The organism is Methylobacterium aquaticum (genome assembly GCF_001043915.1).
Taxonomy (GTDB): Bacteria; Pseudomonadota; Alphaproteobacteria; order Rhizobiales; family Beijerinckiaceae; genus Methylobacterium; species Methylobacterium aquaticum.
Genome location: NZ_LABX01000164.1, coordinates 1 through 14,556, shown reverse-complemented (window position 1 = coordinate 14,556; position 14,556 = coordinate 1). Strand labels below are relative to the sequence as shown.

Below are 14,556 nucleotides of genomic sequence, written 5' to 3'. Positions count from 1 at the left end.
ATACCAACGGTCGTTGAAAACGACCTTTGGTTCTGTTCTCGAATTTTCGCCAAGCCTCTGGCTTGACATCGAAAATTCGCGATGGGTCAAGGGCCCGATGCGTCAGCATCTTGGGCCGTTGGTATAAGATGCAAGTTCGGCGCATCCTACGATGTCCGCCGGATCGCTTCGCGATGCGGAGATCGGCTTCGCTCAGGCGTGTGGAGCCGACGGTTTCGACTGCGCGGGCTGGCGATCCGACGTCCGGAAGGATTCGTCCGGACGTCGGATCACTCCCGGTCTCGGGGATGACGCAAGCGCCGTGGCGGCCGGAACGCTCCTGACGCTCGTGAAGCCCACCCGGGGATTCGGGACCGCCCCTGCCGCAGCGCCCTACCGCTCCGAAAACTCCTCCTCGCCGTCGTCGCGCAGCCGATCCAGCACGTCGAGGCAGCCTTGCAGGATGTAGGCGGCGGCGAGCTTGTCGACGAGTTCGCCGCGCCGCGCCCGGGAGGCATCGGCCTCCAGCAGGGTGCGGGTGACCGCCGCCGTGGACAGGCGCTCGTCCCAGAACAGCACCGGCAGGGGCAGGATGGGCTTGAGGTTGCGCATGAAGGCCCGGGTCGATTGCACCCGCGGGCCCTCGCTGCCGTCCATGTTGAGGGGCAACCCGACCACCAGCCCGCCGACCCCGTGCTTCGTCGCGATCCCCGCCAAGGCCGCGGCGTCGGGGGTGAACTTGACGCGCCGGATCGTCTCCAGCGGCGAGGCGATCCGGCGCTGCACGTCCGAGAGGGAAAGCCCGATGGTCTTGGTGCCGAGATCGAGCCCGAGCAGGCGGGCGCCCCCGCGCGACTCGGCCGCGAAGGCCGCGATCGCTTCCCGGTTCACGGCCGGCCTCCGCGCATTAGGTAGGCGGTGCCGGCCCCGCTCCGACGCAGCGTCCGGGCGGTCGGCCGCCCCGTCCCACGCCCCACCATCCCTCGCCCGGAGACCATCCGATGCGTATCACCTGGTTCGGCCATTCCGCCTTCCGCCTCGATTTCGGCTCCTCCCATGTGTTGATCGATCCGTTCTTCAGCGGCAACCCGGCCTTCGACGGCGACCGCAAGGCGGCGACCGAGGGCGCGACCCATATCCTCGTCACCCACGGCCACGGCGATCACGTCGGCGACACGGTCGAGATCGCCGCCGAGACCGGCGCCAAGGTCGTCACCAACTACGACCTGTGCATGTGGCTGGCCTCGAAGGGCGTGACTCAGTTCGAGCCAATGAACACCGGCGGCACCGTCGATGTCGGCGGCTTCCGGGTCAGCCTGGTGCGGGCCGACCATTCGGCCGGCATGAGCGAGGCCGGGGTGACGGTGCCGCTCGGACTGCCGAACGGCGTGATCGTGCGGGCCGAGGGCGAGCCGACCGTCTACCACATGGGCGACACCGACATCTTCGGCGACATGGCGCTGATCCAGGAGATCTATCGCCCCGACGTGCTGATGGTGCCGATCGGCGACCGGTTCACCATGGGGGCTGAGACCGCGGCGCTCGCGGTGACCCGCTTCTTCACGCCCAAGGCGGTGATCCCCTGCCACTACGGCTCCTTCCCGATCGTCGACCCGAGCGCCGACCGCTTCGTCGCCGCCCTCGACGGCAGCGGCGTGCAGGTGATCGTGCCGCACAAGGGCACCGCCGTCACGGTGCCGTAGCACGAGGCGCGTGGGGACGGGGAGCAGGAGCACGGGACCAACGGGCGCCCTCTCCCGGAGGGCAACCGCCGCGGGCCCGGGGACAAGGGCACCGTTAAGGTTAACGAAAGTTTGACGTAGCCGGGCGGCTCTGGCGGGATTAACGAAACGTTAACCTGCCGTCCCCCCCGCAACGAGGTCGTCGTGGCTGCCGTCATCCTTCCCTTCTCGCTTGATACCGGCCGGCAGGAACGAGCCCCCGCACAGGACACCGCCCCGCCGGCCCAGGGCCGGATGCCCCTCGGCCGCGACGGGGGCGTGACCCCGCCGCCGGCCATCGCCGGGACCGTCGAGGACGGCCCGGCCGCCCCGCCCCGCCGCGTGCCGGCCGGCGCCATCCTGGCCATCGGCCGCCGGATCGGCCGGACCGCGGCGCTTCCTGTCGACCCGCCGCCGCAGGCGGCGGCGCGCCCGCGGATGCCGCGCAAGCACAAGCTGATGCTGCTCACCGCCGCCGCGGTGCTCTATACCGGCAGCATGGAGGCGCGCCGGCACTTCAAGCCGCGGGCGGTGCTGATCGAGGTGCCGAGCACCCGGGCCCACGCCATCGCGGCGCTTCCCTCGGCAAGGCCGGCGGCCTGACCGCCCGCCCGTTGCGGCAGCGCGAAAGCCGATGCTATAGCCCCCGGCGGCCGTCGGTCGGCCCGCCGGGTCCGACACGCCCGGTGCCTCGCCTTGCCCCCAACGGAGTGCCCATGTCGGTCGACGCCAAGACGGTCCGGCGCATCGCGCATCTGGCGCGGATCGCGGTCACCGACGAGGAGGTGGCGCCGCTTCAGGACGAGCTGAACGCCATCCTGTCCTTCGTCGAGCAGCTCGACGCGGTCGACGTCGCGACCGTCGAGCCGATGACCTCGGTGACCCCGATGGCGATGAAGAGCCGCGAGGACGTGATCACCGATGGCGGCCACGCCCGCGAGATCGTCTTCAACGCGCCGCTGACCGAGGACAATTACTTCCTGGTGCCGAAGGTCGTCGAGTAACCCTCGGGCGTCTCGCAAAGACCACGCAGCCATGGCGGCCCCTGCGGGCCCGCGACAGGACGAAACGATCGTGACGACCAAGCCGGCAGAGCTGACCGACCTCACCCTGGCCCAGGCCCGCGACGGCCTGCGGGCGAAGGACTTCTCCGCCCGGGAGCTGGCGCAAGCCCATATTACGGCGATCGAGAAGGCGCGCGTGCTGAACGCCTACCTGCGCGAGACGCCCGACCGGGCGCTCGCCATGGCGGATGTCGCCGACCAGAAGCTTGCCGCCGGCGAGGCCCGGCCGCTGGAGGGCCTGCCGCTCGGCATCAAGGACCTGTTCTGCACCCACGGCGTCACCACGACGGCGGCGTCGAAGATCCTCGAAGGCTTCCAGCCGCATTACGAATCCACCGTCACGCACAATCTGTGGCGCGACGGCGCGGTGATGCTCGGCAAGCTCAACCTCGACGAGTTCGCCATGGGCTCGTCGAACGAGACCAGCGCCTTCGGCCCGGTGATCTCGCCCTGGCGGCGCAAGGGCCCCGAAGGAACGCATGACGAGACCAAGCTGGTGCCCGGCGGCTCGTCGGGCGGCTCGGCCGCCGCGGTCGCCGCTCGCCTGTGCCTAGGCGCCACCGCCACGGATACCGGCGGCTCGATCCGCCAGCCGGCGGCCTTCACCGGCACGGTCGGCATCAAGCCGACCTATGGCCGCTGCTCGCGCTGGGGCACCGTCGCCTTCGCGTCGTCCCTCGATCAGGCCGGGCCGATCGCCCGCACGGTGCGCGACACCGCGATCCTGCTGACCTCGATGTCCGGCCACGACGACAAGGACACCACCTCGGTGAACCTGCCGGTGCCGGATTTCGAGGCGGCGGTGAACCGCGGCGTCAAGGGCCTCACCATCGGCATCCCGAAGGAGTACCGGGTCGACGGCATGCCGGCCGAGATCGAGCGCCTGTGGCAGCAGGGCGCCGACTGGCTGCGCGACGCCGGCGCCACGGTGGTCGAGGTGTCGCTGCCGCACACGCAATACGCGCTGCCGGCCTACTACATCGTGGCGCCGGCGGAAGCGTCCTCGAACCTCGCCCGCTACGACGGCGTGCGCTACGGCCTGCGCGTACCCGGCAAGGACATCGCCGGAATGTACGAGGCGACCCGCGCCGCCGGCTTCGGCCGCGAGGTCAAACGCCGGATCATGATCGGCACCTACGTGCTCTCGGCCGGCTATTACGACGCCTATTACGTCCGGGCGCAGAAGATCCGCACGCTGATCAAGCGCGATTTCGAGCAGGTCTACGCCTCGGGCGTCGACGCGATCCTGACCCCCACCACCCCGTCCGCCGCCTTCGGCTTCGGCGAGAAGGCGAAGGCCGATCCGGTCGAGATGTACCTCCTCGACGTGTTCACCGTGACGGTGAACATGGCGGGCCTGCCGGGCCTCGCTGTGCCGGCCGGGCTCGACGGGCAGGGGCTGCCGCTCGGCCTCCAGCTCATCGGCCGTCCCTTCGACGAGGAGACGTTGTTTGCGGCCGGCCAGGTGATCGAAGAGGCGGCGGGCCGCATCGCCCTGCCGCAGGCGTGGTGGGCGTGAACCACCCCTCCGTCCCGTATTACCCGCCCGAAATCTGGATCATGGCGGCGTTCGATCCGGTCCTGATCGGACTCGCGCTCTGTCTGGGCTGGAAGGCGGACCAGTTCGGCAAGGTCGTGCTCGTCGCGATGATCGCCCTGGTCGTCTCGGTGCTGGTGTCGTGGGCGCTGACCGGGATCGGCGTGCCGTGGCCGGCCCCGATCGGGCGCGAGCTGCCGACCTTCTTCCCCGTCCGCACGGGTGCGGCGCTGATCTACGCGATCCTCGGCTACACCGCCCGGCGGGCGATCGCGCCGCGCGCTTGACGCTCACACGCCGCCCTTCCTACTAGGCGCAAACGCACCCCTCCCCCACACGGGAGAGGGGAGGACCGCCTGAGAGACAGAAGACCGCCATGACCGCTCCCGTGAACCCCAAGAAGCTGATCAAGGGCGCGCTGGGCGACTGGGAGGTGGTGATCGGCATGGAGATCCATGCCCAGGTCACCAGCCGCTCGAAGCTGTTTTCCGGCGCGCCGACCGCCTTCGGGGCCGAGCCGAACGACAACGTCTCGCTGGTCGACGCCGCGATGCCCGGCATGCTGCCGGTGATCAACCGCGAATGCGTCGCGCAGGCGGTTCGCACGGGACTCGGCCTCAAGGCGCAGATCAACCACCGCTCGGTGTTCGACCGGAAGAACTACTTCTATCCGGACCTGCCCCAGGGCTACCAGATCAGCCAGTACAAGAGCCCGATCGTCGGCGAGGGCGAGGTGCTGGTCGATCTCCCCGACGGCGAGAGCATCCGGGTCGGGATCGAGCGCCTGCACCTGGAGCAGGATGCCGGCAAGTCGCTGCACGACCAGCATCCGACGATGAGCTTCGTCGACCTCAACCGGTCGGGCGTGGCGCTGATGGAGATCGTCTCGAAGCCGGACCTGCGCTCCTCGGAGGAGGCCAAGGCTTATGTGACGAAGCTGCGCACCATCCTGCGCTACCTCGGCACCTGCGACGGCGACATGGAGAAGGGGAACCTTCGCGCCGACGTGAACGTCTCCGTCCGCAGGCCCGGCGACCCCCTCGGCACCCGCTGCGAGATCAAGAACGTCAACTCGATCCGCTTCATCGGCCAGGCGATCGAGGTCGAGGCGCGGCGCCAGATCGCCATCATCGAGGATGGCGGCACGATCGACCAGGAGACGCGCCTGTTCGACCCGAACAAGGGCGAGACCCGCTCGATGCGCTCGAAGGAAGAGGCGCACGATTACCGCTACTTCCCCGATCCGGACCTGCTGCCGCTCGAATTCGACCAGGCTTTCGTCGACGGGCTGGCCGCCGGACTGCCGGAGCTGCCCGACGCGAAGAAGGCCCGCTTCATCGAGACCTACGGCCTGTCGCCCTACGACGCGACGGTGCTGGTCGCCGAGCGCGCCGCGGCCGATTACTTCGAGGCGGTGGCCAAGGGCCGCGACGGCAAGATCGCGGCGAACTGGGTCATCAACGAGCTGTTCGGCCGCCTGAACAAGGAGGCCAAGGGCATCGAGGACAGCCCGGTCTCGGCCGGCCAGCTCGGTGCGATCGTCGATCTGATCGGCGACGGCACCATCTCGGGCAAGATCGCCAAGGACGTGTTCGAGATCGTCTGGAGCGAGGGCGGCGAGCCGCGCCAGATCGTCGAGAGCCGCGGCCTGCGCCAGGTCACCGATACCGGCGCGATCGAGGCGGCGATCGACCAGATCATCGCGGCGAACCCCGACAAGGTCGAGCAGGCCAAGGCCAAGCCCACCCTGCTCGGCTGGTTCGTCGGCCAGACCATGAAGGCGACCGGCGGCAAGGCCAACCCGGCGGCGGTGAACGCGCTCCTGAAGGCGAAACTCGGCATCGCGTGAGGCGCCCTCTCCTCTCCGCGGCAGGGCTGTCCGGGGACGATATGGAGCGCAGGGGACCTCCTCTCCCCGCAGGCGGGGCGAGGCTTTCGCCCCCTTGTCGAGGAAAGGGGCGGAGGCGCAGCCCGAGCGAGGGTGAGGGGGACTCTCGACGAGCGATACCAACGGTCGAAAGAAAACGACCTTTGGTTCCGGTCTCGAATGGTCGCCAAGCCTTTGCCTTGATCTCGACAATTCGAGATGGATCAACGGCCCCGTCGATCTCGGGCCTGCCCGGGATCGAATGCGATGCGTCAGCATCTTCGGCCGTTGGGATAAAGCGTCAGTTGCTCGGGCAGGCCCCGCCGTTGCTGTTGTTCACGACGTTCGGCAGCACGACCTCCGGGTTCGAGGTGACCGAGGTGTTGTAGACCTTGCCGTTGCGCACCGGCCAGACCACCGATTCGGTCATGGTGCCGAGATTGAACCGCCTGGCGAAGCTGGCGGCGAAGATCGGCCTGTAGGCCATGGTCAACTCGACGACAACATAGCGGGCGCCCGCACTCTTGAAGGCGTCCGGCACCGGCGGCACGTCGGTCGGCCCGGTCGGGGCCGGTGCGCCGGCGTTCCCGGCATCGACCGCATAGGAGCAGACCATCGCCCGGCCATTCGCGTCGTACACGCCGATCGCCTTGGCGGCGATGCGCGCCGAGGCGCCGTCATACGGAGTCAGCACCGCCCGCCCGGCCTTGATGATGGTGGCGAACTGTCCCGTCGAGATGTCGCCCCCTTCCCGCGCCACCAGGTCGGCCACGGCGCGGGCCGACAGGGTCACCTTACGGAAGTTGCTGACGTAGCCGGCGAGATCGGTGGTGCCGAAATAGAGCAGCAGCAGGAGCGGCAGCACCATCGCGAACTCGACCGCTGCGACGCCGTCCTGCGCACGCCCCAGGCGCTCGGACGCGCGCCGCAAGCGGAGAGCGGCCCGCAGGGCCGCGCCCGAGACAGCGGACCCCCACCGCGTGCTCATTGGTAGGGCTCCGTGCGGAAGACCACCGTGCTTTGCAGCACGCGCTTGCCGTTCGCCAGGGTGTTGGGGTTGAGGAAGCCGAAGAAGACCGGAAATTCCACCGCCGCCTGGACGATCACGATCTGGTTGGAGCCCGGATTCTGGTATTGCGTGCCGAAGGCCGTGGGCGTGGTCCGCCAGGCCCGGTTGGCGGTGTCGATCGGGTTCGGCGGTGTGAAGTCGGAGCCGTCCGCCATCGTCAGCACGTCGACCTTGACGCTGCTGCACGAGAAGATCGTGACTCGACCATTGCAGAGGGCGTCCTTGAACTTCTGGAGGGCGACCGCTTGCGTCGTGGTGTTGGGAGGCGGAGCCGGATCCGTCGACCGCGCCGCCTGGAACTGCCCGGTATAGAGCTGGCGGGCCGCGCTCGAGACGGCGTTGTCGAGGATCTGGCCGGCGAAAAACGCGAGCGCCGTCTCGATGATCGCCGCGATGAGGCAGAGGAACGGCATCGCGATCAGCGCGAACTCCACCGCGGTCGCGCCCTCGCGGGCCGACGGGAAGTGCGCGATCCGTGTGACGACCCGGTTGCGGAGGCCGGCGGCCCGCCCGGCCGGCGGCCCTCCGACATGGAGCAGGCGAGAGGGCATGATGCGGTCAGGTCCGGGTGTTGCGGCGGTGACGTGGCCCGAGGTGGACCGACGCTTGGTCCGCTTGGAGCGGCCCCCGATCACGCCGCCATCGGGCACCATTCCAGATATTTGAGTTTGCAGTACTTTCTCCAACAAACCGGCGTCCATGCCGTCGGAGCATGGTCTCGGTTTCTGGTTGGCCGCGACACTCTCTACGGGTCGAAGAGTTGCGGATCGGTTGCGCCGATCGTCGAGTCTCAACGCGACGCCGCTCCGCCCCCGCCTCCGGCCCCGGCGATCGCCAGCGAATTGCGCTGGCCGGTCTGGGCGCTCACCTCGGAGAAGTAGCGCTGTGCATCGCCGAGCTGCACCGCCGGCTGGCAGGCCGGCGTGCAGGAATAGGACTCGCGCTCAAGCCCCCGCTGCACCGTGACCACCGACGGATTGCCCGCCCGCACGCTGATCGCGGATTCCGCCAGCATCGTGCCCCCCGCGTCGAGGGCGATGAGGTTGGTGCTGCCGAAGCTCTTGCCGGTCAGGACCACGATGCCGTTCCGCTGCAACGACACGTCGGCGATGATCGGGTTGCCGACGATCACCGTGGCGGTGCGCTCCGGCAGGCGGATCACCTTGGCGTTGTCGACGGAGACGGTGACGGTCGCTCCGTCATTCGCCCGGACGGCGGCGGGCGCAAGAACGACCGCGGGGACCAGCAACGCGACGGCCAGCGCCATCGCCGGCAGGCCGGCGGCGAAGGGCAGGCCCGCGTCACGCGGAGGGCTCGGAGGGCGGGGCGGGCTCATCGGCAGACAGTCTTTCGGGGACGGCGGTTTCACCACCAGTCAAGCGTCGGATGGTTGACAAACCGCTAAGCCCGCGTGGCGACCCAGCGTCCGGCCGCGCGTGGAGTCGCCCGGCCGGACATTAACCAGCGTCGGAATTTCGCTGCGACCGGCCGGGATCCGCGATCGTTTTAACCCAACCTCAACGCGGCCTGCCTAGGTTGCCCTCAGTCCCGATCGGCGGCAGTCGATTGTCGACGGACTAACCGAGATCACTGAGGCGGGAACCGAGTTATGATCAACAAGCTGAAGCGTTTCGTCAGCGACGAGTCCGGTGCCACCGCGATCGAGTACGGTCTGATCGCCACCCTGATCGCCCTCGCGGTGATCGTTGCTGCCCGCACGGTCGGCAACAACCTGGGCGCTCAGTTCAACTCGATCGCCGGCAACCTCAAGTAAGGGCGACCCTCGATCGCGCACCGATCGAGGTTCGCACCGCGCATCGCACTGGACGGCATGTCGTTCGACGGATCGGCATCCGCCTTATCGGACGATGTTATCTGGACGTCATGGGCCGACCCGCATCCGGCGGGTCGGCGCGTCCCAGGCGGGGCGAGACGCCGTGCCGGCCCCTCGTCCGGCGTCCCGGACCTGCAAACCCGATTCGCGCCGCGAGCCCGCATGGCCAGCCTCTGCCTCCTCGTCGTGTTCCCGTTCCTGATGGCCTACGCGGCCGTGAGCGACATCCTCACGATGACGATCCCCAACCGCATCAGTCTTGCCCTGGTGGCCGCCTTCGCGGTCCTGGCGGCGTCCGGTGCGTTGAGCTGGTCCGAGATCGGGACCCATGTCGGCGCCTTCGCGCTGGTCCTGCTGGTCGGGATCGGGCTGTTCCTGCTTGGCGGCGTCGGCGGTGGCGACGCGAAGCTCGCCGCGGCGACGGCCCTGTGGCTCGGGTTCGAGCCGCTCCTGGATTACGTGGTGAATTTTTCGCTGATCGGTGGCGCCCTGGCGCTCGCGATCCTGTACGTGCGCGGGCATCCCCTGCCGGGCTTCGTCGTCGCCTGGCCCTTCGCCCTGCGTCTGCACGATCGCTGCGTCGGCCTGCCCTATGGCGTCGCGCTGTCGGCCTCGGCGCTGATGACGTGCCCCTCCGCGCCTCTCTGGCGGCTTGCCCTTCACGGCTGAGACGGCCTTCCAGGTTCTCTCCACTCCGCTCGACTGCGCACCGCATCCGGCCGAATGCCGGTCGCGGTGCGTTTCGCCGTCGCATTCGCGGGATGAGCGCGCTTCCGACGCTTGGTCACCCGTTAACCCTAAGGACGGTTAACCATACTTTGAGGATTGCCTGTTGAAGTGCGGGACACGGCGGCATCGCGCCGTCCCCTGCCGTCTTCTCTGTCTGGCGCCTCATGAAGTCATCGCGCTTGCTTCTCATCGGCGTTGCCATCGTGACCGGCGCGGGTGCCTTCGTCATGATGAGCGGCCGCGAGCCCCCGCCCCCGCCACCGGTCCTGACCGTGGCCCAGCCCGCCCCGGCGATGGAGATGGTGGAGGTGCTGGTCGCCGCCGCCGAACTGCCGATGGGGCAAATTCTCAAGCCGGCGGACCTGCGCTGGCAATCCTGGCCGAAGGCCGCCGCGAGCGACGGCTCCCTCCAGCGCGGCGTCGCGCCGACGGCGCTCGAGGACACGGTCGGGTCGATCGTGCGCAGCTCGTTCCTGTCCGGGGAGCCGATCCGGCGCGAGAAGCTCATCAAGGCCAATGGCAGCGGCTTTCTCTCGGCGATCCTGCCCTCCGGCAAGCGCGCCGTCGCGATCGCGATCGATGCCCGCGGCAGCAACACGGCCGGCGGCTTCATCCTGCCGAACGACCGGGTCGACGTGCTGCGCACCGCCCGGGACGAGGACGCCTCCCGCGCCGGGACCGGCGACGTTCAGACCGCCGAGACGATCCTGACCAACATCCGGGTCCTGGCGGTGGGCCAGACCGTGCAGGAGCGCAACGGCGAGCGGGTGGTCACCGGCGACACCGCGACGCTGGAGCTGACCCCGGCCCAGGCCGAAGCCGTCACCCTGGCCCAGAAGGTCGGCCAGCTCTCCCTCACCCTGCGCAGCCTCGCCGATGCCGGGCAGGTCGCCCCGGACGCGCCGGAGACGCGCCAGACCGAGGGCGGCCTCACGATCGTGCGCTACGGCGTGACCAAGCAGATGCCCCGCCGATGAGCGCGCTCCCGTCCCGCCGTCGCGCGTCCGGTCCCCGCCCCGCGAGTCCCCTCTCCATGACGATGTCCGAGCCCCATGCGGCCGCCGCGGTCCCGGTCGCCTTCCACGCCGCACCCACCATCCGCGGGCGCGTCCTGCGCACCGCCTGCGCGGGAGCCCTGGCGGTCCTGGCGGCCTGGCCCGCCGCCGCCCTGGACGATATCGGCCTGCGGGGAACGGGATCGCGCGGGACGAGCCAGCGCGGCGGCATCGTGCCGGCGCCGGTGGTCAATGTCGGGCCGAACGAGGCCGACGTGTCGCGCCGCGTCGATCTCACCATGGGCCGGTCGCTGGTGATCGACCTGCCGCGGGACGCCAAGGAGGTGTTCGTCGCCAATCCCAAGGTGGCGAACGCGGTGGTGCGCTCGACCCGCAAGGTGTTCATCATCGGCATCGAGAACGGCGCCACCTCGATCTTCGTGATGGACGGCGAGGGGCGCCAGATCGCCGCCCTCGATGTCACGGTCGGCCGCGACCTCAACGTGCTGCGCCAGACCCTGGCCGGCAGCATCCCGACCGCCCGGTTCGACGTGCGGCCCGCGGGCGATTCGGTGCTGCTCACCGGCTCGGTCGCCTCCGCGGCGGAGGCCCAGCAGGCGATCGACATCGCCAACGCCTTCGTGGGCACCGGCGGGGGCGGCGTCGCCGCCAAGGGCGCGGTGATCAACAACCTGACGATCCGCGGCAAGGATCAGGTGATGCTGCGCGTCACCGTGGTGGAGGTCTCGCGCCAGGTGCTGAAGCAGTTCGGCGTCAACCTGAACGCCAATTGGAGCACGATGAACTTCGTGAACGGCGTGCCGTTCCCGCTGACCGGCGGCTCGTTCCCGGCCGGCAACGAACTCGCCGGCAAGGTGACCTCGGGCGGGTTCTCCCTCCAGGCGACCCTGCGCGCCTTCGAGCAGGCGGGCGTCTCGCGCGTCCTGGCCGAGCCGACCCTGACGGCGATCTCCGGCGAGGCGGCAAACTTCACCGCCGGCGGCGAGATCCCGGTTCCGACCAGCCAGAGCTGCTCGGCCATCGTCGGCTCCGGCGGCTCGAACTGCTCGGTCGGCATCGAGTACAAGCCCTACGGGGTCGCCCTCAACTTCACGCCGGTGGTCCAGTCGGAGAACCGGATCTCGATCCGGGTCGGCACCAACGTCACCGAACTCGATCCCCAGAACGCGATCCCGGTCTCGAACGGCAACAACACCATCTCGGTGCCGGGCCTCACGGTCCGCAAGTCGGAGACGACCGTCGAGCTGGCCTCCGGCGGGACCATGATGATCGCCGGCCTGATCCAGCAGCGCAACCGCCAGGCGATCAGCGGCCTGCCGGGCATGCTCAACCTGCCGGTCCTCGGCGCCCTGTTCCGCTCGCGCGACTACCAGCGCCAGGAGACGGAGCTGATGATCATGGTCACGCCTTACATCGCCAAGCCGATGGACCCGGCCCAGGTGCGCAAGCCCGACGACGGCTTCACCGATGCGACCGACGGCCAGTCGGTGCTGCTCGGCCGCTTCAACCGCCTCTACGGCGTGGCCGGCTCCGCCCCCCTCGGCTCGGGCTATCGCGGCCGCGTCGGCTTCATCACCGACTGAGGCCCGGGCCGGCTCGTGCTCGCCGGCGCGTTCCGACCGGGCCGCATCCGCCCCGAGACATCCGCCCAGACCTACCGGCCTGCCGAGGCATCATCCCGCCATGACCCGCATCGCCTTCCGCCTTCTCCTCCTCGCCGCCTCGGCCGGCCTCGCCGCCTGCGCCTCCCGTCCTCCGGTGACCACCGGCTCGATCACCCCGGCGACGGCCGCCGAGCGGCACCCGTTCGTGCTGTCGGATTCGCCCCGCAGCCTCGACGTGTTCGTCACCGGAACCGGTCATATCGACCCGCGCCAGGCCGATGACGTCGACGCCTTCCTCACCGAGTACCGCCGCTACGGCCGCGGCGTCCTGGTCCTGGAGGTGCCCCGCGGCTCGCAGGTGCCCGGCGGGGCGGTGGAGCGCACCCTCGAACGGGTGCGGGGCCGGGCCCTCACCTGGGGCGTCGGCCGGCGGGAGATCGTCGTCGCGCCCTATCCGGTCGCCAACGTCGCGGTGAGCGCGCCCCTGCGCCTCAGCTTCCAGCGCATGCAGGCGAAGGTGGCGGGCGATTGCGGGCTCTGGCCGCAGGATCTCGGCTTCAGCGATCCGGCCTTGAACGCCCGCAACGAGAACTACTGGAACTTCGGCTGCGCCACCCGGTCGAACATCGCGAGCCAGGTCGCGGATCCCGTCGATCTGGTGCGCGGTCGCCAGGAAGGCCGGATCGACAGCGTGACCCGGACCCAGAACCTGACCGACCTGCGCACCGGAAAGGATCCATCAACCACTTGGAAGCAAGATGGCCGTGCAAGCGTGAAAAATCAGGTGGGACAGTGATGACGACGCGCCGGACGAGGGTCGCCGCTGCGACGAGGCGCACCGGCGCCGACCGGGCCCGACGGGACACGGGACGCTCATGCTCCCGACGCATGGTGCAGCATGTCTGAGCCCGGCGAGTCCACAGACCGGGTCATCACCCCGGTTCCGCGCATCACCATGCAGGCGTTCTGCGAGAGCGCCGAGGTCGCAGCGGTGATCGAGGCGGCCTCCCGCGACCGGCGGATGCAGAAGGCCCATAGCCGGGTCCAGATGGGCGGCGCCACCGCGGCGGTCGAGGCGTTCCGCAACGCCCCCACGCCGAACGTCATCGTGGTCGAGATCGGCGCCGGGCGGCCCAATCCGCTCTCGGCCCTCGACAGCCTGGCCGAGGTCTGCGACGCCGGCACCAAGGTGGTGGTGGTCGGCCATGTCAACGACATCCTGCTCTACCGCGAGTTCATCCGCCGGGGCGTGAGCGATTACCTGATCGCGCCAATCGATCCCGTGGCGACGATCGCGGCGATCTCCGATCTGTTCACCGATCCCTCGGCCGAGCCGCTCGGCCGGACGATCGCGGTGGTCGGGGCCAAGGGCGGCGTCGGCACCTCGACGCTTGCCCACAACATCGCCTGGTCGGTGGCCCGCGACTTCGGCACCGCGACGGTGATCGCCGATCTCGACATCGCCTTCGGCACGGCGGGCCTCAACTTCAACCAGGACCCGCCGCAGGGCGTGGCCGAGGCGGTGTTCGCGCCCGAGCGGGTGGACGCGAACTTCGTCGACCGGCTCCTGTCGAAATGCACCGACAACCTGAGCCTGCTCGCGGCCCCGGCGACCCTCGACCGCCCGACCGATTTCGCGGAAGGCACGTTCGACGGCGTCATCGACGTACTGCGGGGCAGCGTGCCCTGCATCGTCCTCGACATGCCGCATGCCTGGTCGGCCTGGTGCCGGCGCCTGCTGATCGGGGCCGACGAAATCGTGGTCGTGGCCGCCCCCGACCTCGCCTCCCTGCGCAATGCCCGCAACCTGTTCGAGCTGCTCCGCAGCGCCCGCCCCCACGACCGCGCGCCGCGCCTTCTCCTGAACGGGGTCGGGATGCCCAAGCGGCCGGAGATCGCGGTGGCGGAATTCGCCAAGGCCCTCGACGCTCCGGTCGCCGCCGCGGTGCCGTTCGATCCCGCCCTGTTCGGCACCGCCGCCAATAACGGCCAGATGCTGGCGGAGGTGCAGCCCGGATCCAAGGTCACCGAGATCCTGTCCGAGTTGGCCGGCGGCCTGACCGGCCGCCCCGAGGCCCGCCGCGGCCGGGTCAACCCGCTCCAGCCGCTGCTCGACCGTCTCACCCGCCGCAAGGC

At 69.7% G+C, this 14,556-nt stretch carries 16 protein-coding genes; 12 read left to right on the top strand and 4 right to left on the bottom strand.

The genetic code is table 11. From position 1 onward, the window contains the following. Window positions 1-372 precede the first annotated feature (372 nt). Entirely contained in the window at window positions 373-870 is a 498-nt protein-coding gene (gene ruvX, locus VP06_RS20845; RefSeq protein ID WP_048465700.1) for a Holliday junction resolvase RuvX, read from the bottom strand. Window positions 871-980: 110 nt separating this feature from the next. Between ruvX and VP06_RS20840 the strand changes: the two genes are divergently transcribed. The 6 genes from VP06_RS20840 to gatB all read left to right on the top strand — a co-directional run bounded on the left by VP06_RS20840 (window position 981) and on the right by gatB (window position 6,150). After that, entirely contained in the window at window positions 981-1,682 is a 702-nt protein-coding gene (locus VP06_RS20840; RefSeq protein ID WP_048465699.1) for a metal-dependent hydrolase, read from the top strand. Between the two features lie 183 nt (window positions 1,683-1,865). Beyond that, complete coding sequence (locus VP06_RS20835) at window positions 1,866-2,303, top strand: hypothetical protein (RefSeq protein ID WP_048465698.1); 438 nt, start codon at window positions 1,866-1,868, stop codon at window positions 2,301-2,303. Window positions 2,304-2,416: 113 nt separating this feature from the next. After that, window positions 2,417-2,704 (top strand): Asp-tRNA(Asn)/Glu-tRNA(Gln) amidotransferase subunit GatC, encoded by a 288-nt coding sequence (gene gatC / locus VP06_RS20830; protein ID WP_048465697.1) that lies wholly within the window; start codon window positions 2,417-2,419, stop codon window positions 2,702-2,704. A 70-nt stretch (window positions 2,705-2,774) separates the two neighbouring features. Then, complete coding sequence (gene gatA, locus VP06_RS20825; RefSeq protein ID WP_048465696.1) at window positions 2,775-4,283, top strand: Asp-tRNA(Asn)/Glu-tRNA(Gln) amidotransferase subunit GatA; 1,509 nt, start codon at window positions 2,775-2,777, stop codon at window positions 4,281-4,283. Between the two features lie 41 nt (window positions 4,284-4,324). Next, window positions 4,325-4,588: a hypothetical protein gene (locus VP06_RS20820; RefSeq protein WP_048465695.1), complete on the top strand. Its 264-nt coding sequence runs from the start codon at window positions 4,325-4,327 to the stop codon at window positions 4,586-4,588. Between the two features lie 89 nt (window positions 4,589-4,677). After that, the gene (gene gatB, locus VP06_RS20815; RefSeq protein WP_048465694.1) at window positions 4,678-6,150 is read left to right on the top strand and encodes an Asp-tRNA(Asn)/Glu-tRNA(Gln) amidotransferase subunit GatB; all 1,473 of its coding nucleotides are present in this window, start codon (window positions 4,678-4,680) and stop codon (window positions 6,148-6,150) included. Between the two features lie 319 nt (window positions 6,151-6,469). Here gatB and VP06_RS20810 read toward each other — a convergent pair whose 3' ends face one another. The 3 genes from VP06_RS20810 to VP06_RS20800 all read right to left on the bottom strand — a co-directional run bounded on the left by VP06_RS20810 (window position 6,470) and on the right by VP06_RS20800 (window position 8,504). Next, window positions 6,470-7,156, bottom strand: a complete 687-nt coding sequence (locus VP06_RS20810) for a TadE/TadG family type IV pilus assembly protein (RefSeq protein ID WP_053081965.1) — start codon at window positions 7,154-7,156, stop codon at window positions 6,470-6,472. Beyond that, entirely contained in the window at window positions 7,153-7,938 is a 786-nt protein-coding gene (locus VP06_RS20805) for a TadE/TadG family type IV pilus assembly protein (protein ID WP_245291257.1), read from the bottom strand. The genes VP06_RS20810 and VP06_RS20805 overlap by 4 nt, the downstream gene beginning before the upstream one ends. A gap of 89 nt (window positions 7,939-8,027) precedes the next feature. After that, window positions 8,028-8,504: a pilus assembly protein N-terminal domain-containing protein gene (locus tag VP06_RS20800; protein ID WP_048465702.1), complete on the bottom strand. Its 477-nt coding sequence runs from the start codon at window positions 8,502-8,504 to the stop codon at window positions 8,028-8,030. 342 nt (window positions 8,505-8,846) lie between these two features. Between VP06_RS20800 and VP06_RS34120 the strand changes: the two genes are divergently transcribed. The 6 genes from VP06_RS34120 to VP06_RS20775 form a co-directional block, all read left to right on the top strand. Then, a complete protein-coding gene (locus tag VP06_RS34120; RefSeq protein ID WP_063928411.1) occupies window positions 8,847-9,011 on the top strand; it encodes a Flp family type IVb pilin in 165 nt (54 codons plus the stop codon). Between the two features lie 222 nt (window positions 9,012-9,233). Next, on the top strand, window positions 9,234-9,740 hold the full coding sequence (locus VP06_RS20795) for an A24 family peptidase (protein ID WP_048465693.1): 507 nt from the start codon (window positions 9,234-9,236) through the stop codon (window positions 9,738-9,740). Between the two features lie 224 nt (window positions 9,741-9,964). Further along, a complete protein-coding gene (gene cpaB / locus VP06_RS20790; protein WP_048465692.1) occupies window positions 9,965-10,777 on the top strand; it encodes a Flp pilus assembly protein CpaB in 813 nt (270 codons plus the stop codon). 56 nt (window positions 10,778-10,833) lie between these two features. Further along, window positions 10,834-12,399: a type II and III secretion system protein family protein gene (locus VP06_RS20785; RefSeq protein ID WP_245291255.1), complete on the top strand. Its 1,566-nt coding sequence runs from the start codon at window positions 10,834-10,836 to the stop codon at window positions 12,397-12,399. Window positions 12,400-12,499: 100 nt separating this feature from the next. After that, entirely contained in the window at window positions 12,500-13,216 is a 717-nt protein-coding gene (locus VP06_RS20780) for a CpaD family pilus assembly protein (RefSeq protein WP_048465691.1), read from the top strand. A 102-nt stretch (window positions 13,217-13,318) separates the two neighbouring features. Next, window positions 13,319-14,556, top strand: a 1,238-nt coding sequence (locus VP06_RS20775; RefSeq protein ID WP_048465690.1) for a CpaE/TadZ family protein, incomplete at its 3' end; no start/stop codon positions are given.